The organism is Agrobacterium sp. ICMP 6402, from assembly GCF_009498615.1.
GTDB lineage: Bacteria > Pseudomonadota > Alphaproteobacteria > Rhizobiales > Rhizobiaceae > Agrobacterium > Agrobacterium burrii.
Window position 1 is genome coordinate 257 of sequence record NZ_QSNV01000020.1, and the last position, 18,937, is coordinate 19,193.

An 18,937-nucleotide genomic window follows, 5' to 3' on the forward strand; every position below is an offset into this window, starting at 1 on the left:
CTTTTCCCGCAAGGGATTTGAGAAAACCCCGCTGGAGACAGCGGGGTTTTTTATTGCGAGAAAATCTCAGCAGTCGATCCGCGCAATGTCACCATCCCTGAGATGGAAGAACGCGTCCTGTGGTACTTCGAGGCGAAGTGTTTCGTCTTTCGGGAGGCTCGCATAAACGCCGCGCAATATCCGGCTGGTGATGCCGTGGCAGATGATGATCGCATCGCGGGCCTGTCTCTGTTTGATCGTCTCAAGGCTACGGCTCACCCGGTCCGCCATTTTTTCGAATGTTTCGCCGCCAGGCGCGTGAAAAAACCATTCATGCCGATCCAGCCCGTCGCGCAGGCCGGGATATTCGTGATCGATCTCGTAATCCGTCATGCCGTCCCAAGCGCCCATACCGATTTCCATCAGGCCGGGATCAAGGGTGATGCCGTCGATCATGCCAATCTCACCCGCTATGATCTCACAGGTCTGTCTTGCCCGCCCGAGCGGACTGGAGAAAATATGCGCTTCATCGGTTCCGGTCAGCCCGGCCAGCCGGCGCCCCATGCGTGCGGCCTGTTGCCGTCCCAATTCCGTAAGGGGCGAATCGACCTGACCCTGCCAGCGCTGGGCGGCATTAAATTCGGTCTGGCCGTGACGGACGAGATAGATACTCATGGGTTTTTCCTGTGGGGGAGTATGAGGAAGATCAAAGGAGTAGGCATTGTGCCGGGTGGGGCAGGCGGCTTGTCCGTGTATTTTGCCAGACATTGTGAAAAAACGAAAAACACCCTTGCCATTCTTTTCCCTGCGCCTTAAAGGAACGCATATCGAACTGGCCAAGCGATTTTCGCGGCCGGTTACGGTGATGAAGGGGTATAGCTCAGTTGGTAGAGCGGCGGTCTCCAAAACCGCAGGTCGTAAGTTCGAGCCTTACTGCCCCTGCCACTTTCCATTCGCAAGCGCGGGTCTTCGCTGCAAGGCAGATGGATGCCGGATTTCCGGCGAATTTCGCGGAATGTCGATTTCCTCTTGTTAAAAGTGGAATCGGTGTTTATGTAGGTCAAAACAGACACGCGGTGCGTGGGGCTGATTAATTCGGCTTTACGTGCCGTAATTGCGTGGGCAGTCAATGGCATCCAAAACCAATCCGTTTACGTTTCTGCAGCAGGTTCGCGCCGAAGCGTCTAAAATTACTTGGCCGTCGCGCCGCGAGACCATGATTTCGACGGCTATGGTGCTGGTGATGGTCATTTTCGCGGCTCTGTTCTTCTTTGCTGCGGACCAGCTCATCGGCTGGCTGCTCAGCCTCGTGCTGAACGTCGGCCGGTAACGGCACGGTCAAAGGATTGAACGGAGAATAAAAATGGCAGCGCGCTGGTATATCGTTCACGCATATTCGAATTTCGAAAAGAAGGTCGCTGAGTCGATCGAAGAAAAGGCCCGCCAGAAGGGCCTTGATCATCTTTTCGAGAAAATCCTCGTGCCGACCGAAAAGGTTGTCGAGGTGCGTCGCGGCCGTAAGGTCGATAGCGAACGCAAGTTCTTTCCAGGTTACGTGCTGGTGCGCGCCAATCTGACGGATGAGGCCTATCACCTCATCAAGAACACGCCGAAGGTTACCGGTTTCCTCGGTTCGGACAATAAGCCTGTTCCGATTCCCGATTATGAAGCCGATCGTATTCTCGGTCAGGTTCAGGAAGGTGTCGAGCGTCCGAAGTCTTCGGTTTCGTTCGAGATCGGCGAGCAGGTTCGCGTTTCCGACGGTCCGTTCGCGTCGTTCAACGGCGTGGTGCAGGATGTCGACGAAGAGCGTTCGCGCCTGAAGGTGGAAGTTTCGATTTTCGGCCGCGCTACGCCGGTCGAGCTGGAATACAGTCAGGTCGAGAAGGTCTGACTGGAGGGGTGAAACCCCAAGCGCGTGGAAGGCAATCTGGCCCTTTAAGCCGGGGCAGGGCGCCGCACCACGCAACCGCAGCCGCCGGAGCGATCCGGCTAGAGAGAAGCCGGGTAACCGGTTTGAATTGAAAGGCAGAGAGATATGGCTAAGAAAGTTGCAGGCCAGCTCAAGTTGCAGGTAAAGGCTGGGTCGGCCAATCCGTCCCCGCCGATCGGTCCGGCACTTGGTCAGCGTGGCGTTAACATCATGGAATTCTGCAAGGCGTTCAATGCCGCCACGCAGGAAATGGAAAAGGGTATGCCGATCCCGGTCGTCATCACCTATTACCAGGACAAGTCCTTCACCTTCATCATGAAGCAGCCGCCGATGACTTATTGGCTGAAGAAGGAAGCAAAGATCACCTCCGGTTCCAAGACGCCTGGCAAGGGCGCCAAGGTCGGCTCCATCACCAAGGCTCAGGTCAAGACGATCGCAGAAGCCAAGATGAAGGATCTGAACGCAGCCGACATCGAAGGCGCAATGGCAATGGTTGAGGGCTCCGCCCGCGCCATGGGCCTGGAAGTGGTAGGTTGATCATGGCCAAGGTAGCAAAGCGCATTCAGAAGATCCGCGAAGGCGTGGATCCCAACAAGCTCTACGTTCTCACCGACGCCATTTCGATGGTCAAGGAGCGTGCGGTTGCCAAGTTCGACGAAACCGTTGAAGTTTCGATGAACCTCGGCGTTGACCCGCGCCATGCGGACCAGATGGTTCGTGGCGTTGTCAACCTGCCGAACGGCACGGGCCGTGACGTTCGCGTCGCCGTTTTCGCCCGTGGCGTCAAGGCTGATGAAGCCACGGCTGCCGGCGCTGACATCGTCGGTGCGGAAGATCTGGTTGAAATCGTTCAGAGCGGCAAGATCGACTTTGATCGTTGCATCGCAACCCCGGACATGATGCCGCTCGTCGGCCGTCTCGGCAAGGTACTCGGCCCGCGTGGCATGATGCCGAACCCGAAGGTTGGTACGGTGACCATGGATGTTGCCGGCGCCGTCAAGGCGTCCAAGGGCGGCGCTGTCGAATTCCGCGTCGAAAAGGCCGGTATCGTGCACGCTGGCATTGGCAAGGCATCGTTCGACGCCAAGGCTCTTGAAGAGAACATCAAGGCTTTCGCTGACGCAGTTATCAAGGCAAAGCCGACGGGCGCCAAGGGCAACTACGTCAAGCGCGTTGCCATCTCCTCGACCATGGGTCCGGGCGTCAAGATCGACCCTTCGTCGGTTTCGGCTTAATCAATTCTCGCGCGTCTTTCGGGGCGTGTGATTAAAAGAATTTCCGGCTCTCAGGGAGCCGGAGATTTCCGGGGAAACCCGGAACTCCTGTCCGAGATTGCAGGTGGCCATGTCTTTCGGGATCTGGCCTTAATCATTCAACCTGCATGAGACGGGTGAGGCTGGATTTGAGACATCTTCAGGATGTCTGACTGTCCGGTTCGAACCTGGTGTGCCTGTGCCTGAAGCCGTTTGCGGCGACAGAGCGGGGGACAGGATCCTCGAGCGTCGCTCGGGATCTTTGTAAAAAGGTCCCCTGGGGCAAAGGCAAACCCGACGGGTTCACAATCATGTGGTCCCGTCTACTGGAGACAGACAGTGGAAAGAGCGGAAAAACGCGAATTCGTCACGGAGCTGAACGAAGTCTTCAAGGCTTCCGGTTCGGTTGTCGTGGCCCACTATGCTGGTGTCACCGTTGCGCAGATGAACGACTTCCGTTCGAAGATGCGCGCTGCCGGAGGCACCGTCAAGGTCGCGAAGAACCGCCTGGCCAAGATCGCTCTTCAGGGCACGGAGTCGGAAGGGATGACAAATCTCTTCAAGGGCCAGACGCTGATTGCATACAGCGTCGACCCGATGATCGCTCCGAAAGTCGTTATGGATTTCGCAAAGACCAACGATAAAGTCGTTGTTCTCGGCGGTTCCATGGGTGCAACCACGCTCAACGCCGAAGCAGTCAAGTCGCTTGCGACCCTGCCTTCGCTGGACGAGCTGCGCGCAAAGCTGCTGGGCCTTCTCAATGCCCCGGCAACTCGCGTTGCTACGGTTGTCGCCGCACCTGCAAGCCAGCTTGCACGCGTGTTTTCGGCTTACGCCAAGAAGGACGAAGCCGCTTAAGGCGGTTTTTCGCTGTAATTATTCAAACCGGTTCGAACCGAATTAAAGGAACTGACAAATGACTGATCTCGCAAAGATCGTAGACGACCTCTCCGCATTGACCGTTCTGGAAGCTGCAGAACTGTCCAAGCTTCTTGAAGAAAAGTGGGGCGTTTCCGCTGCTGCTCCGGTAGCTGTTGCTGCTGCTGGCGGTGGTGCTGCTGCTGTTGTTGAAGAAGAAAAGACCGAGTTCGACGTTGTCCTGGTTGACGCTGGCGCCAACAAGATCAACGTCATCAAGGAAGTCCGCGCTATCACGGGTCTCGGCCTGAAGGAAGCCAAGGACCTCGTTGAAGGTGCTCCGAAGGCTGTCAAGGAAGCTGTTTCCAAGGCTGAAGCTGCTGACCTCAAGAAGAAGCTTGAAGACGCAGGCGCCAAGGTCGACGTTAAGTAATCTTGCGATTGCTTGCGGGGGAGGCTGTCTCAGCCTTCCCCGTCTGTCATCGTTTTAAACCTTATTACCCAAAAGCCGCGTGAAAATGGCTTTTGGGTAATGGGTTCTTCAAGAGAATGGTTCCGAACCGGCTCATCTAGGCAATCCGGCCTGATCGATCCGGGATGTGGAACGAGATTGATGACACCCATTGCTTGACGGGATCGACTGGCCATCGGTTCCCGTCCGTTGCAGGCCCGGATGCAATTTTAAAGGAGCGACGATGGCTCAGACCCTTTCGTATAATGGTCGCAGGCGCGTACGCAAGTTTTTCGGCAAAATTCCAGAAGTAGCGGAAATGCCGAACCTCATTGAGGTTCAGAAGGCTTCGTATGACCAATTTCTCATGGTTGACGAGCCCAAGGGCGGTCGTCCCGACGAGGGATTGAATGCCGTATTCAAATCCGTATTCCCGATCACCGACTTCTCGGGCGCATCCATGCTCGAATTCGTATCCTACGAATTCGAAGCGCCGAAGTTCGACGTCGAGGAATGCCGTCAGCGCGATCTGACCTATGCTGCGCCGCTGAAAGTGACGCTGCGCCTCATCGTGTTCGATATTGACGAGGATACGGGCGCGAAGTCCATCAAGGACATCAAGGAACAGTCCGTCTACATGGGCGACATGCCGCTCATGACCAATAACGGCACCTTTGTCGTCAACGGCACCGAGCGCGTCATCGTTTCGCAGATGCACCGTTCGCCGGGCGTGTTCTTCGACCACGACAAGGGCAAGAGCCATTCGTCGGGCAAGCTTCTGTTTGCCGCGCGCGTGATCCCGTATCGCGGTTCCTGGCTCGACATCGAGTTCGACGCCAAGGACATCGTCTATGCGCGTATCGACCGTCGCCGCAAGCTGCCCGTGACCTCGCTCCTGATGGCGCTTGGCATGGATGGCGAAGAAATCCTGTCGACCTTCTACACCAAGGCTTCCTACGAGCGCTCCGGTGACGGCTGGCGCATTCCGTTCCAGCCCGAGACGCTGAAGAACGCCAAGGTCATCACCGACATGATCGACGCCGATACCGGCGAAGTCGTTGTCGAAGGTGGCAAGAAGCTGACCCCGCGCCTTATCCGCCAGCTCGTCGACAAGGGCCTGAAGGCGCTGAAGGCGACGGATGAGGATCTCTACGGCAACTTCCTTGCCGAAGACATCGTCAACTACGAGACGGGTGAAATCTATCTCGAAGCCGGCGACGAAATCGACGAGAAGACGCTGGGCCTTATTCTTAAGTCCGGCTTCGACGAGATTCCGGTCCTCAATATCGACCACGTCAATGTTGGCGCCTATATCCGCAACACGCTCTCTGCGGACAAGAACCAGAACCGCCAGGAAGCGCTGTTCGACATCTACCGCGTCATGCGTCCGGGTGAGCCGCCGACCATGGATTCGGCTGAAGCGATGTTCAACTCGCTGTTCTTCGATGCCGAACGTTACGATCTCTCGGCCGTTGGCCGCGTGAAGATGAACATGCGCCTCGACCTCGACGCGGAAGACACCGTGCGCACGCTGCGCAAGGAAGACATCCTCGCTGTCGTCAAGATGCTGGTCGAACTGCGCGACGGCAAGGGCGAAATCGACGACATCGACAACCTCGGCAACCGCCGTGTTCGTTCTGTCGGCGAGCTGATGGAAAACCAGTATCGTCTGGGCCTTCTGCGCATGGAACGTGCGATCAAGGAACGTATGTCCTCGATCGAAATCGACACCGTGATGCCGCAGGACCTGATCAACGCGAAGCCGGCAGCTGCCGCCGTTCGCGAATTCTTCGGTTCCTCGCAGCTGTCGCAGTTCATGGACCAGGTGAACCCGCTTTCGGAAATCACCCACAAGCGCCGTCTTTCGGCTCTTGGACCGGGTGGTCTGACCCGCGAGCGCGCCGGCTTCGAAGTCCGCGACGTTCACCCGACCCATTACGGCCGTATTTGCCCGATCGAGACGCCGGAAGGCCCGAACATCGGTCTGATCAACTCGCTCGCAACCTTTGCCCGCGTGAACAAGTACGGCTTCATCGAAAGCCCGTACCGCAAGATCATCGACGGCAAGGTGACGACTGACGTGATCTACCTCTCCGCCATGGAAGAGGCCAAGTATTACGTCGCACAGGCCAATGCCGAGCTTGATGGCGAAGGCGCCTTCACTGAAGAGTTCGTTGTTTGCCGTCACTCGGGCGAAGTTATGCTCGCACCGCGCGACAACATCAACCTGATGGACGTTTCGCCGAAGCAGCTCGTTTCGGTCGCGGCGGCTCTCATTCCGTTCCTGGAAAACGACGACGCCAACCGCGCTCTCATGGGCTCGAACATGCAGCGTCAGGCCGTGCCGCTTCTGCGCGCCGAGGCACCGTTCGTCGGTACCGGCATGGAACCGATCGTTGCTCGCGACTCCGGCGCTGCCATCGCGGCTCGCCGTGGCGGTATCGTCGACCAGGTGGATGCGACCCGTATCGTTATCCGCGCGACGGAAGACCTTGATGCCGGCAAGTCGGGCGTCGATATCTACCGTCTGCAGAAGTTCCAGCGTTCCAACCAGAACACCTGCGTCAACCAGCGTCCGCTGGTCGCCGTCGGTGACGCCATCTCCAAGGGTGACATCATCGCGGACGGTCCGTCGACCGACCTCGGCGACCTGGCACTCGGCCGCAACGCGCTCGTCGCGTTCATGCCCTGGAACGGCTACAACTACGAAGACTCGATCCTGATGTCGGAGCGTATCGTTTCCGACGACGTGTTCACCTCCATTCACATCGAAGAATTCGAAGTGATGGCGCGCGACACGAAGCTTGGTCCGGAAGAAATCACCCGCGACATTCCGAATGTTTCGGAAGAAGCGCTGAAGAACCTCGACGAAGCCGGTATCGTTTACATCGGTGCGGAAGTTCAGCCGGGCGATATTCTCGTCGGCAAGATCACGCCGAAGGGCGAAAGCCCGATGACGCCGGAAGAAAAGCTTCTGCGCGCCATCTTCGGTGAAAAGGCTTCCGACGTTCGCGACACCTCCATGCGCATGCCTCCGGGCACGTTCGGTACCGTTGTCGAAGTCCGCGTCTTCAACCGTCACGGTGTGGAGAAGGACGAGCGCGCGATGGCTATCGAGCGCGAAGAGATCGAGCGCTTGGCGAAGGACCGCGACGACGAGCAGGCAATTCTCGACCGTAACGTCTACGGTCGCCTGATCGACATGCTGCGTGGCCACGTTTCCATCGCCGGTCCGAAGGGCTTCAAGAAGGGCGTCGAGCTTTCGAATGCTGTCGTCTCCGAATATCCCCGCTCGCAGTGGTGGATGTTCGCAGTCGAGGACGAGAAGGCTCAGTCCGAGCTGGAAGCGCTTCGCGGCCAGTACGACGAATCCAAGTCGCGCCTTGAACAGCGCTTCATGGACAAGGTCGAAAAGGTCCAGCGCGGCGATGAAATGCCTCCTGGTGTCATGAAGATGGTCAAGGTCTTCGTCGCTGTGAAGCGCAAGATCCAGCCGGGCGACAAGATGGCCGGCCGTCACGGTAACAAGGGCGTCGTCTCGCGTATCGTTCCGGTCGAGGACATGCCATTCCTCGAAGACGGCACGCATGTCGACATCTGCTTGAACCCGCTCGGCGTGCCTTCGCGCATGAACGTCGGCCAGATCCTCGAAACCCACCTCGCATGGGCATGCGCCGGTATGGGCAAGAAGATCGGCGACATGCTCGAAGAGTATCGCAAGACGATGGACATCAGCGAGCTTCGCGGCGAGCTGACGGAAATCTACGCGTCTGAGGCCAATGACGAGGTTCAGCATTTCGACGACGACTCGCTGGTCAAGCTTGCCGAAGAAGCCAAGCGCGGTGTTTCCATCGCGACCCCGGTCTTCGACGGTGCGCATGAGCCTGACGTCGCCGCCATGCTGAAGAAGGCAGGTCTGCATGAATCCGGTCAGTCCGTCCTCTATGACGGTCGTACCGGTGAGCCGTTCGACCGCAAGGTCACCGTCGGCTACATGTACATGATCAAGCTGAACCACCTTGTCGACGACAAGATCCACGCTCGCTCGATCGGTCCTTACTCGCTCGTTACCCAGCAGCCGCTGGGCGGCAAGGCGCAGTTCGGCGGACAGCGCTTCGGGGAAATGGAAGTCTGGGCTCTGGAAGCATACGGCGCAGCTTACACGCTGCAGGAAATGCTGACCGTCAAGTCGGACGACGTGGCCGGCCGCACCAAGGTCTACGAAGCGATCGTCCGTGGCGACGACACCTTCGAGGCCGGTATTCCGGAGAGCTTCAACGTTCTCGTCAAGGAAATGCGGTCGCTCGGTCTGTCGGTCGAACTGGAAAACTCGAAGATCGAGAACCAGTCCGACGACCAGCTGCCCGACGCGGCGGAATAAAAATGAGAGTGGCGGGCGCCTTCCGGGCGCCTGCCGGTTTCCCGTCAGCCCGGCTGGCGTGGGACACTTTCGCCGCATTGTGCGGTTAATCCGTATTTAAAGCTTTGGACGGCGACCCGGGAAGAAGCCGGTCCAGATGCAAACAGGGGCAGCAGCTAGCCTCTCAAGGAGACAAGGCATGAACCAAGAGGTCATGAATCTTTTCAATCCTCAGGTGCCTGCGCAGCATTTCGATTCCATCCGGATTTCGATCGCTTCGCCGGAAAAAATCCTGTCGTGGTCCTACGGCGAGATCAAGAAGCCGGAAACCATCAACTACCGTACGTTCAAGCCGGAACGCGACGGCCTTTTCTGCGCGCGCATTTTCGGACCGATCAAGGACTATGAGTGCCTGTGCGGCAAGTACAAGCGCATGAAGTACAAGGGCATCATCTGCGAAAAGTGCGGCGTCGAAGTGACGCTGTCGCGCGTTCGCCGTGAGCGCATGGGCCATATCGAGCTCGCAGCGCCGGTTGCCCATATCTGGTTCCTGAAGTCGCTTCCTTCGCGTATCTCGACCTTGCTCGACATGACGCTGAAGGATGTCGAACGCGTTCTCTATTTCGAGAACTACATCGTCACGGAACCCGGCCTCACTTCTCTGAAGCAGAACCAGCTTCTGTCTGAAGAAGAGTACATGATCGCCGTTGACGAGTTCGGCGAAGACCAGTTCACCGCCATGATCGGCGCTGAAGCCATCTATGAGATGCTGGCTTCGATGAACCTCGAAAAGATCGCCGGCGACCTGCGCGCCGAGCTTGCTGAAACGACTTCTGACCTCAAGCAGAAGAAGTTTATGAAGCGCCTGAAGATCGTCGAGAACTTCATGGAGAGCGGCAATCGTCCGGAATGGATGATCATGAAGGTCGTTCCGGTCATTCCGCCGGACCTGCGTCCGCTGGTTCCGCTGGATGGCGGCCGTTTTGCGACGTCCGACCTCAACGATCTCTATCGCCGCGTCATCAACCGTAACAACCGTCTGAAGCGCCTGATCGAGCTTCGCGCGCCTGGCATCATCATCCGCAATGAAAAGCGTATGTTGCAGGAATCCGTCGATGCGCTGTTCGACAACGGCCGTCGCGGCCGCGTCATCACGGGTGCCAACAAGCGTCCGCTGAAGTCGCTGTCCGACATGCTCAAGGGCAAGCAGGGTCGCTTCCGCCAGAACCTTCTCGGCAAGCGCGTCGACTATTCCGGCCGTTCGGTCATCGTGACCGGTCCGGAACTGAAACTGCACCAGTGCGGCCTGCCGAAGAAGATGGCGCTCGAACTGTTCAAGCCGTTCATCTATGCCCGTCTCGACGCCAAGGGTTATTCCTCGACCGTCAAGCAGGCCAAGAAGCTGGTTGAAAAGGAAAAGCCGGAAGTCTGGGATATCCTCGACGAGGTTATCCGCGAACATCCGGTGCTTCTCAACCGCGCACCGACGCTGCACCGTCTGGGTATCCAGGCTTTCGAACCCATGCTGGTCGAAGGCAAGGCAATCCAGCTGCACCCGCTCGTCTGCACGGCCTTCAACGCCGACTTCGACGGTGACCAGATGGCTGTTCACGTGCCGCTTTCGCTGGAAGCCCAGCTGGAAGCCCGCGTGTTGATGATGTCGACCAACAACATCCTGCATCCGGCGAACGGTCATCCGATCATCGTTCCGTCGCAGGACATGGTTCTCGGCCTCTATTACCTGTCGATCATGAACCAGAACGAGCCCGGCGAAGGCATGGCCTTCTCTGACATCGGCGAATTGCATCACGCGCTTGAAAACAAGGTCGTGACGCTGCATGCCAAGATCCGTGGTCGCTTCAAGACTGTGGATGCCGACGGCAAGCCGGTTTCCAAGATTCATGAAACGACGCCTGGCCGTATGCTCATCGGCGAACTTCTGCCGAAGAACGTCAACGTGCCTTTCGACACCTGCAACCAGGAAATGACCAAGAAGAACATCTCCAAGATGATCGACACGGTCTACCGTCATTGCGGCCAGAAAGACACGGTCATCTTCTGCGACCGCATCATGCAGCTCGGCTTCAGCCACGCCTGCCGCGCCGGCATTTCGTTCGGCAAGGACGACATGGTTATTCCGGACAGCAAGGTGAAGATCGTCGGTGACACCGAAGCCTTGGTGAAGGAATACGAACAGCAGTACAATGATGGTCTCATCACCCAGGGCGAAAAGTACAACAAGGTTGTCGACGCCTGGGGCAAGGCAACCGAGAAGGTCGCCGAAGAAATGATGGCGCGCATCAAGGCTGTCGAGTTCGATCCGGAAACGGGCCGTCAGAAGCCGATGAACTCCATCTACATGATGTCCCACTCGGGCGCGCGTGGTTCACCGAACCAGATGCGTCAGCTGGGCGGCATGCGCGGCCTGATGGCCAAGCCCTCGGGCGAAATCATCGAGACGCCGATCATCTCGAACTTCAAGGAAGGCCTGACCGTTAACGAGTACTTCAACTCGACTCACGGTGCCCGTAAGGGTCTCGCAGACACCGCCCTGAAGACCGCAAACTCCGGTTACCTGACCCGTCGTCTCGTCGACGTGGCGCAGGATTGCATCGTCAATTCCGTGGATTGCGGCACCGACAAGGGCCTCACCATGACCGCCATCGTCGATGCCGGTCAGATCGTTGCCTCGATCGGCGCCCGTATCCTCGGCCGCACGGCTCTCGACGACATCGACAACCCGGTCACTGGCGAGAACATCGTCAAGGCTGGCACGCTGATCGACGAAGCCGACGTTGCCGTCATCGAGAAGGCCGGCATCCAGTCCGTCCGCATCCGTTCGGCACTGACCTGCGAAGTGCAGATTGGCGTCTGCGGTGTCTGCTACGGTCGTGACCTTGCACGCGGTACGCCTGTCAACATGGGCGAAGCCGTTGGCGTCATTGCCGCGCAGTCGATCGGTGAACCGGGCACGCAGCTCACCATGCGTACCTTCCACCTTGGCGGTACGGCAAACGTGGTCGACCAGTCGTTCCTGGAAGCATCGTATGAAGGTACGATCCAGATCAAGAACCGCAACATTCTGCGGAACTCCGAAGGCGTTCTCATCGCCATGGGCCGTAACATGTCGGTTACGATCCTTGATGAGCGCGGCGTGGAACGTTCCTCGCAGCGTGTCGCTTACGGTTCGAAGATCTTCGTGGACGATGGCGACAAGGTTAAGCGCGGTCAGCGTCTTGCAGAGTGGGACCCCTACACCCGTCCGATGATGACGGAAGTGGAAGGTACCGTTCACTTCGAGGACCTCGTCGACGGTCTTTCCGTTCTGGAAGCCACCGACGAATCCACCGGCATCACCAAGCGTCAGGTCATTGACTGGCGCTCGACGCCGCGCGGTTCGGATTTGAAGCCTGCTATCATCATCAAAGACGCTTCCGGCGCTGTCGCGAAGCTCTCCCGTGGTGGCGAAGCCCGCTTCCATCTGTCCGTGGACGCCATCCTCTCGGTCGAGCCGGGTTCGAAGGTCTCCCAGGGTGACGTGCTTGCACGTTCGCCGCTGGAAAGCGCCAAGACGAAGGACATCACCGGTGGTCTGCCGCGTGTTGCCGAACTGTTCGAAGCACGTCGTCCGAAGGATCACGCCGTCATCGCAGAGATCGACGGTACCATCCGCCTCGGCCGCGACTACAAGAACAAGCGTCGCGTTCAGATCGAGCCTGCGGAAGACGGTGTTGAGCCGGTCGAATACCTGATCCCGAAGGGCAAGCCCTTCCATCTTCAGGAAGGCGACTACATCGAGAAGGGCGAATACATTCTCGACGGCAACCCGGCGCCGCACGACATTCTGGCAATCAAGGGCGTGGAGGCTTTGGCTTCCTACCTCGTGAACGAAATCCAGGAAGTCTACCGACTGCAGGGCGTTGTGATCAACGACAAGCACATCGAGGTGATCGTTCGCCAGATGCTGCAGAAGGTCGAGATCACCGATGCGGGCGACAGCCATTACATCGTTGGCGACAATGTCGATCGTATCGAACTTGACGACAACAACGACCGCCTGATGGAAGAGGGCAAGAAGCCGGCTTACGGCGATCCTGTTCTGCTCGGCATCACCAAGGCGTCGCTGCAGACGCCGTCCTTCATCTCGGCCGCATCTTTCCAGGAAACCACCAAGGTTCTCACGGAAGCTGCGATCGCCGGCAAGACGGACACGCTGCAGGGCCTCAAGGAAAACGTCATCGTCGGCCGCCTCATCCCGGCCGGTACTGGCGGCACCATGACGCAGATCCGCCGCATCGCCACCTCGCGCGACGACCTCATTCTCGAGGAACGCCGCAAGGGTTCGGGTTCGGCTTCTGCGAACCAGATGCTGCAGGACATGACGGATCAGGTTCCGGCTGCCGAATAAGCTTAAGGGCAGGGGCTTTACGAAGCCCCCGCCAAAATTTAGTGAAGACGCCCGGAGCAATCCGGGCGTTTTTCGTTTTGGGGCCGGGTTATTGGTTCGATCCGACCTTGCAGATCGTCAGCGCTGGCGTGTTTTCAGCCCTGTTCGCCGATGGTGTAGCGGGTCAGAACGGAAAGGCGGCGGACGAGATCTGTCTGGCCGGTACTGCCGGTCTTGGCGTAGATCGACTTGGCGTTGCTGCGTACCGTTTCGTGGGAGATCTGCAATTGCTTCGCCACGGAGGGAAGCGAAAGCCCCTTCATGATTTCCAGCGCGACGCGGGCCTCGCCCCTGGTGAGGTCATAAAGCCCCTTCAGCAGCGGCGTGACGTCGAAGACCGTGTCTGATGGTTGCGAGATCAGCACGATGGCCGAGCCGTTCGGGGACAGGTCCAGTGCATCCTTGCGCAAGGGTATGACGTGCAGGATGCAGGCCCTGTCTTCGGTTGGCAGGGGGAAGGAACTGACGCTATGTCCGGCAAGGGCCTTGTAGAGCAGCCGGTTTACTCTCTCGTCGGAGATGAGGATCCTATCGCGGGCACGGGTGGAGATACATTTCTGGATTGACTGAAACAGCGTGTTGGCGGAAAGAACGCGTCCGCTTGCCTGAAGCACTGCCGCTGGCGCGCCGATGGCGTTGAGCCCGAGTGTCATCGCATTGGCCTTCTGGCGCTGTAACCCTGTTGCGAGGGTGAGGCTGCGGGCGATATGCGGCCTCAGCCCGCCAAGTGCCGCCATGGTCTCCGGACCGATGACGCCGCTGTCGAGCCTGCGTTCGAAAATTATCGTCATCTCCGGATGGTCAGGTGGAGCAATCTGGGTGGCTGCGCCATAGCCAAGCCCGCGGGGCATCAGGAAGTCACGCACGATTGGCAGTCTGGCCCATTCATCATGGGTGAACACATCGAAATCATGCACGAAGGAAAATTGTCCTTCGCGGACCGCACGGGTGAGGCGATCATTACGGTGGTTCCAGCCGCCCTCCATGAAGGCTTGCATCAATTCCTGGAAATTGGGCGTGAAAAGCCAGGCTTCTTCCTCGCCCTTGCCCCAGGTGAGGGCGCCGCCCCAGAAATCAAGTCGTTTACCGATTGTGGCGATGACCTTCGCCCAGCGGTCGGGAAAAAGCGCCGCCTCGTAAATGTCATCAATAATGTCTGCTGAAGATATATTATTCAACCCGCCACCGGAATTTCATGTCGGGACTATTCTAAGCTAACATTTTCATGTTATTCAACAAGAAATGGAATAATACTACTATAATTAAAGTATATATTCTATAAGTGACTTAATATATTGACCAGTCTGCCGAAGGGATCGCGCAGGAACAGGCGGCGCACGCCCCATGTTTCTATAGCTGGACCGTATTCGACCGATAGTTCCGCCTTCAGGATCCTGGCATGGACCTCGTCGAAATTGTCGACTTCGATGGAGATGTCGGGAACAGCCGTGCCGGAGCCGCCTTCGCGGGCAAAGCTGATCTGGGCAGGTGTTTCAACCGGGCTCGCATAGGTTACGATCCAGTCGTGATCCATGGCGATGGTCATGCCGAGAATATCGCCATAAAAGACACCCGCCCGTTCAAGGTCGGGTGTCGCGATGTTGGTGACGATGCGTCTCACCGTCATGGCCGCGCCTCAGGCGAAACGGATGATGGCCACTTCGCCTTCCACCGCGCCCTGATAGGCGGAAGCGTGCGGCTCTTCATCCGGGATTTCGGTCAGCATGCCGATCTGGTCTAGGTCGGCTTCGATAAAGCCTTCCTCGGAAAGCGCATTCAGCGTTTCGCGCACGGCGGTATCTTCATCCGGCGCCCGCAAGATGACGTGGATATCTATGCCGTCTGAATTATCGGTCTCGTAAGCCTTGCCGATGACGATGAAGACCATCGGCTCGTCGCGTCCATTGTCGTTGTCGGGGAGGGTGGTCATGACGCGATTCCTTGATCTGTCGTTGCAATGTATACGGGCCGACCGAAGCCGGTCTGGCGCGTGGCGGGCCAAGTCTGGCCGCTTGAGGGAATCAATAGACGGATTTTATGAAAAGCCAAAGGCCGGAGCGCAAAATCGCTGTTGCCGACGGTGACTTCTGCTAAATGGAAGGGGAAATGGCCTGTCTGCGGGCCCTGGGGCCGCGGGCGCGGGTGCTAAATGCGGATTCGGCCTTGACGAAAGCTGGCTAAAACAGTAGTACGCCCGCCATCGGAGCCTCTATGCGTGCTGGCCGTTCGGGAATGTTTTTCCTGAACATCATCTCAAACGAGACTCCATTGCACGTAGAAGACACGAATGTTGCATGCAAGACGCCTCGTCGAGGTGTCCTCTGCTCTTGGTGGTCCATCCGTGAAAACGGATCGGGCCACGTTTTGCGCATGAGGATATATGCGTGCGTCGTCGCCGGCAACGGCATAGCCGCCACCCGTTCGGGTGGCTAAAGTAGTTTTTGCAAGGGATGGTTATATGCCTACCGTAAACCAGCTGATCCGTAAGCCCCGCCAGGCACAGGTAAAGCGCAACAAGGTTCCTGCTCTTCAGGAAAACCCGCAGAAGCGTGGTGTTTGCACCCGCGTTTACACGACGACCCCGAAGAAGCCGAACTCGGCTCTGCGTAAGGTTGCCAAGATCCGCCTCACCAACGGCTTCGAAGTCATCGGCTACATTCCCGGCGAAGGTCACAACCTTCAGGAACACTCCGTTGTCATGATCCGCGGCGGCCGCGTAAAGGACTTGCCAGGCGTTCGTTACCACATCATCCGTGGTGTTCTCGATACCCAGGGCGTCAAGAACCGCAAGCAGCGCCGCTCCAAGTACGGTGCGAAGCGTCCGAAGTAATTCGGGTTTAAACAAATTCCGGCGCTGCGCGAGGTTCTCCGCGTGGTAAAGCGTCAATAACATTGAGAGACAAAGAATATGTCCCGTCGCCATAGTGCAGAAAAGCGTGAGATCAACCCGGACCCGAAGTTCGGCGATCTGATCGTCACCAAGTTCATGAACGCCATCATGCTTCACGGCAAGAAGTCGGTCGCAGAAAGCATCGTTTACGGCGCGTTTGACGTCGTTCAGGGCAAGACGAAGCAGGAGCCGCTCGGCATCTTCCATTCCGCCCTCGACAACGTTGCTCCGCATGTTGAAGTGCGTTCGCGCCGCGTTGGTGGTGCTACCTATCAGGTTCCGGTCGACGTTCGTCCCGAGCGCCGTCAGGCTCTGGCCATCCGCTGGCTGATCATTGCTGCGCGCAAGCGCAACGAAACGACCATGGTCGATCGCCTTTCCGGCGAACTCATGGACGCTGCGAACAACCGCGGTTCTGCTGTCAAGAAGCGCGAAGACACGCACAAGATGGCCGACGCCAACCGCGCATTCTCGCATTACCGCTGGTAATCTTAAACGGTCGCATATCGAAAGGCAGTCCATTATGGCTCGCGAATATAAAATCGAAGACTACCGCAATTTCGGTATCATGGCGCATATCGACGCCGGCAAGACGACGACCACCGAGCGTATCCTCTATTACACCGGTAAGTCGCACAAGATCGGCGAAGTTCATGATGGCGCAGCCACGATGGACTGGATGGAGCAGGAGCAGGAACGTGGTATCACCATCACGTCCGCTGCGACCACGACCTTCTGGAAGGGTCGCGACGGCAAGATGCGCCGTTTCAACATCATCGACACCCCCGGCCACGTTGACTTCACCATTGAAGTCGAGCGTTCGCTGCGCGTTCTCGACGGTGCGATTGCCCTTCTCGACGCCAACGCCGGTGTTGAGCCGCAGACGGAAACCGTCTGGCGTCAGGCTGAGAAGTACAACGTTCCGCGGATGATCTTCTGCAACAAGATGGACAAGACCGGTGCTGACTTCTACCGCTCGGTAGAGATGATCAAGACCCGTCTCGGCGCCATCGCTGTCGTCATGCAGCTGCCGATCGGTGCGGAAACCGAGTTCAAGGGCGTTATCGATCTGATCGAGATGAATGCTCTCATCTGGCGCGACGAGTCGCTCGGCGCCCAGTGGGACGTCGTCGAGATTCCGGACGACATGAAGGCCAAGGCTGACGAATATCGCGAAAAGTTGATCGAGACCGTTGTCGAAGTCGACGAACAGGCGATGGAAGACTACCTGAACGGCATCATGCCCGACAACGACAAGATCCGTGCGCTCGTTCGTCGCGGCACCATCGATGTGAAGTTCCACCCGATGTTCTGCGGCACCGCGTTCAAGAACAAGGGCGTTCAGCCGCTTCTCGACGCCGTTTGCGATTACCTGCCTTCGCCGATGGACATTCCTGCGATCAAGGGCATCGACTTCAAGACCGAAGCCGAGATTGAGCGTCACGCTGACGACAGCGAGCCGCTTTCCATGCTCGCGTTCAAGATCATGAACGACCCCTTCGTCGGTTCGCTGACCTTTGCCCGCATCTACTCGGGCAAGCTCGAAAAGGGTACATCCGTCATCAACACGGTCAAGGACAAGCGTGAGCGCGTCGGCCGTATGCTGCAGATGCACTCCAACTCGCGTGAAGACATCGAAGAAGCCTTTGCCGGCGACATCGTTGCTCTGGCCGGCCTCAAGGAAACCACCACTGGCGATACGCTCTGCGATCCGCTGAAGCCGGTTATCCTCGAGCGCATGGAATTCCCCGAGCCGGTCATCCAGATCGCGATCGAGCCGAAGACCAAGGGCGACCAGGAAAAGATGGGCCTCGCGCTCAACCGCCTGGCTGCTGAAGATCCTTCGTTCCGCGTCAAGACGGATGAAGAATCCGGTCAGACGATCATCGCAGGCATGGGCGAACTTCACCTCGACATTCTCGTTGACCGCATGCGTCGCGAGTTCAAGGTTGAAGCAACCGTCGGCGCTCCGCAGGTTGCCTATCGCGAAACGATCACCCGTCAGCACGAAGAAGACTACACGCACAAGAAGCAGTCCGGTGGTACCGGTCAGTTCGCGCGCGTCAAGATCATCTTCGAACCGAACCCTGATGGCGAAGACTTCAAGTTCGAATCCAAGATCGTCGGTGGTGCTGTTCCGAAGGAATACATCCCGGGCGTTCAGAAGGGTATCGAAAGCGTTCTGTCTTCCGGTCCGCTCGCTGGCTTCCCGATGCTCGGCGTCAAGGCGACGCTGATCGACGGCGCATACCACGACGTTGACTCCTCGGTTCTCGCCTTCGAAATCGCATCGCGTGCCTGCTTCCGTGAAGCAGCAAAGAAGGCTGGCGCACAGCTTCTCGAGCCGATGATGAAGGTCGAAGTCGTCACCCCTGAAGATTACGTCGGTGACGTGATCGGCGATCTGAACTCGCGTCGCGGTCAGATCCAGGGCCAGGAATCGCGTGGCATCACGATCGTCATCAATGCACATGTTCCGCTCGCGAACATGTTCAAGTACGTGGATAACCTGCGCTCGATGTCGCAGGGTCGCGCTCAGTACTCGATGACATTCGATCACTATTCGCCGGTTCCGTCGAACGTGGCGCAGGAAATCCAGGCAAAGTACTCCGGTCAGAAGTGATCGGGGTACGCCCCACCAGAGATTTGAAGATTATTCCCGTCAAGGGACAAGAATGGAGAGCCACTAATGGCAAAGAGCAAGTTTGAGCGCAATAAGCCGCACGTCAACATTGGCACGATCGGTCACGTCGACCACGGCAAGAC

At 57.9% G+C, this 18,937-nt stretch carries 15 protein-coding genes, 1 tRNA gene and 1 pseudogene; 13 read left to right on the plus strand and 4 right to left on the minus strand.

The annotated features are described in order from the left end of the window. Positions 1-66 precede the first annotated feature (66 nt). Complete coding sequence (locus tag DXT96_RS26440) at positions 67-654, minus strand: histidine phosphatase family protein (protein WP_153517152.1); 588 nt, start codon at positions 652-654, stop codon at positions 67-69. Positions 655-848: 194 nt separating this feature from the next. Here DXT96_RS26440 and DXT96_RS26445 point away from each other — a divergent pair. The 9 genes from DXT96_RS26445 to rpoC all read left to right on the plus strand — a co-directional run bounded on the left by DXT96_RS26445 (position 849) and on the right by rpoC (position 13,242). Beyond that, a tRNA-Trp gene (locus tag DXT96_RS26445) sits at positions 849-924 on the plus strand. A 184-nt stretch (positions 925-1,108) separates the two neighbouring features. Next, a complete protein-coding gene (gene secE, locus DXT96_RS26450; protein ID WP_003523719.1) occupies positions 1,109-1,309 on the plus strand; it encodes a preprotein translocase subunit SecE in 201 nt (66 codons plus the stop codon). A 33-nt stretch (positions 1,310-1,342) separates the two neighbouring features. Beyond that, positions 1,343-1,873 (plus strand): transcription termination/antitermination protein NusG, encoded by a 531-nt coding sequence (nusG, locus tag DXT96_RS26455; protein WP_149901711.1) that lies wholly within the window; start codon positions 1,343-1,345, stop codon positions 1,871-1,873. Between the two features lie 144 nt (positions 1,874-2,017). Beyond that, the gene (gene rplK / locus DXT96_RS26460) at positions 2,018-2,449 is read left to right on the plus strand and encodes a 50S ribosomal protein L11 (RefSeq protein ID WP_045024949.1); all 432 of its coding nucleotides are present in this window, start codon (positions 2,018-2,020) and stop codon (positions 2,447-2,449) included. Between the two features lie 2 nt (positions 2,450-2,451). Beyond that, on the plus strand, positions 2,452-3,147 hold the full coding sequence (gene rplA / locus DXT96_RS26465; RefSeq protein WP_149901712.1) for a 50S ribosomal protein L1: 696 nt from the start codon (positions 2,452-2,454) through the stop codon (positions 3,145-3,147). A 357-nt stretch (positions 3,148-3,504) separates the two neighbouring features. Continuing rightward, positions 3,505-4,023 carry a 50S ribosomal protein L10 gene (rplJ, locus tag DXT96_RS26470; RefSeq protein WP_003507705.1) on the plus strand — a complete coding sequence of 173 codons (519 nt, stop codon included), beginning with the start codon at positions 3,505-3,507 and terminating at the stop codon, positions 4,021-4,023. A gap of 58 nt (positions 4,024-4,081) precedes the next feature. Next, on the plus strand, positions 4,082-4,456 hold the full coding sequence (gene rplL / locus DXT96_RS26475) for a 50S ribosomal protein L7/L12 (RefSeq protein WP_149901713.1): 375 nt from the start codon (positions 4,082-4,084) through the stop codon (positions 4,454-4,456). A 262-nt stretch (positions 4,457-4,718) separates the two neighbouring features. Next, positions 4,719-8,855, plus strand: a complete 4,137-nt coding sequence (rpoB, locus tag DXT96_RS26480) for a DNA-directed RNA polymerase subunit beta (protein WP_149901714.1) — start codon at positions 4,719-4,721, stop codon at positions 8,853-8,855. Positions 8,856-9,033: 178 nt separating this feature from the next. Then, positions 9,034-13,242: a DNA-directed RNA polymerase subunit beta' gene (gene rpoC / locus DXT96_RS26485; RefSeq protein ID WP_153517153.1), complete on the plus strand. Its 4,209-nt coding sequence runs from the start codon at positions 9,034-9,036 to the stop codon at positions 13,240-13,242. A 134-nt stretch (positions 13,243-13,376) separates the two neighbouring features. Here the strand turns inward: rpoC and DXT96_RS26490 are convergent, their stop codons facing one another. The 3 genes from DXT96_RS26490 to DXT96_RS26500 form a co-directional block, all read right to left on the minus strand. Beyond that, positions 13,377-14,459 (minus strand): PAS and helix-turn-helix domain-containing protein, encoded by a 1,083-nt coding sequence (locus DXT96_RS26490; protein WP_153517154.1) that lies wholly within the window; start codon positions 14,457-14,459, stop codon positions 13,377-13,379. 98 nt (positions 14,460-14,557) lie between these two features. Continuing rightward, positions 14,558-14,908 (minus strand): VOC family protein, encoded by a 351-nt coding sequence (locus DXT96_RS26495; protein ID WP_153517155.1) that lies wholly within the window; start codon positions 14,906-14,908, stop codon positions 14,558-14,560. Positions 14,909-14,917: 9 nt separating this feature from the next. Next, on the minus strand, positions 14,918-15,211 hold the full coding sequence (locus DXT96_RS26500; protein ID WP_149901718.1) for a transcriptional regulator: 294 nt from the start codon (positions 15,209-15,211) through the stop codon (positions 14,918-14,920). A 528-nt stretch (positions 15,212-15,739) separates the two neighbouring features. Here DXT96_RS26500 and rpsL point away from each other — a divergent pair. The 4 genes and pseudogenes from rpsL to DXT96_RS27095 all read left to right on the plus strand — a co-directional run. Beyond that, positions 15,740-16,111 carry a 30S ribosomal protein S12 gene (gene rpsL, locus DXT96_RS26505; RefSeq protein ID WP_003507760.1) on the plus strand — a complete coding sequence of 124 codons (372 nt, stop codon included), beginning with the start codon at positions 15,740-15,742 and terminating at the stop codon, positions 16,109-16,111. Positions 16,112-16,189: 78 nt separating this feature from the next. Next, a complete protein-coding gene (gene rpsG / locus DXT96_RS26510; RefSeq protein WP_149901719.1) occupies positions 16,190-16,660 on the plus strand; it encodes a 30S ribosomal protein S7 in 471 nt (156 codons plus the stop codon). 34 nt (positions 16,661-16,694) lie between these two features. Continuing rightward, positions 16,695-18,794, plus strand: a complete 2,100-nt coding sequence (gene fusA, locus DXT96_RS26515) for an elongation factor G (protein WP_149901720.1) — start codon at positions 16,695-16,697, stop codon at positions 18,792-18,794. Positions 18,795-18,860: 66 nt separating this feature from the next. Next, positions 18,861-18,937, plus strand: a pseudogene (locus tag DXT96_RS27095) (elongation factor Tu); the annotation flags it as partial.

Coding starts and splice junctions, on each gene's coding strand:
- DXT96_RS26500 (WP_149901718.1), bottom strand. CDS start 15,211: ATGACCACCCTCCCCGACAACGACAATGGACGCGACGAGCCGATGGTC.
- rpoB (WP_149901714.1), top strand. CDS start 4,719: ATGGCTCAGACCCTTTCGTATAATGGTCGCAGGCGCGTACGCAAGTTT.
- rpsL (WP_003507760.1), top strand. CDS start 15,740: ATGCCTACCGTAAACCAGCTGATCCGTAAGCCCCGCCAGGCACAGGTA.
- rplL (WP_149901713.1), top strand. CDS start 4,082: ATGACTGATCTCGCAAAGATCGTAGACGACCTCTCCGCATTGACCGTT.
- rpoC (WP_153517153.1), top strand. CDS start 9,034: ATGAACCAAGAGGTCATGAATCTTTTCAATCCTCAGGTGCCTGCGCAG.
- nusG (WP_149901711.1), top strand. CDS start 1,343: ATGGCAGCGCGCTGGTATATCGTTCACGCATATTCGAATTTCGAAAAG.
- secE (WP_003523719.1), top strand. CDS start 1,109: ATGGCATCCAAAACCAATCCGTTTACGTTTCTGCAGCAGGTTCGCGCC.
- fusA (WP_149901720.1), top strand. CDS start 16,695: ATGGCTCGCGAATATAAAATCGAAGACTACCGCAATTTCGGTATCATG.
- rplA (WP_149901712.1), top strand. CDS start 2,452: ATGGCCAAGGTAGCAAAGCGCATTCAGAAGATCCGCGAAGGCGTGGAT.
- rpsG (WP_149901719.1), top strand. CDS start 16,190: ATGTCCCGTCGCCATAGTGCAGAAAAGCGTGAGATCAACCCGGACCCG.
- rplK (WP_045024949.1), top strand. CDS start 2,018: ATGGCTAAGAAAGTTGCAGGCCAGCTCAAGTTGCAGGTAAAGGCTGGG.
- DXT96_RS26495 (WP_153517155.1), bottom strand. CDS start 14,908: ATGACGGTGAGACGCATCGTCACCAACATCGCGACACCCGACCTTGAA.
- DXT96_RS26440 (WP_153517152.1), bottom strand. CDS start 654: ATGAGTATCTATCTCGTCCGTCACGGCCAGACCGAATTTAATGCCGCC.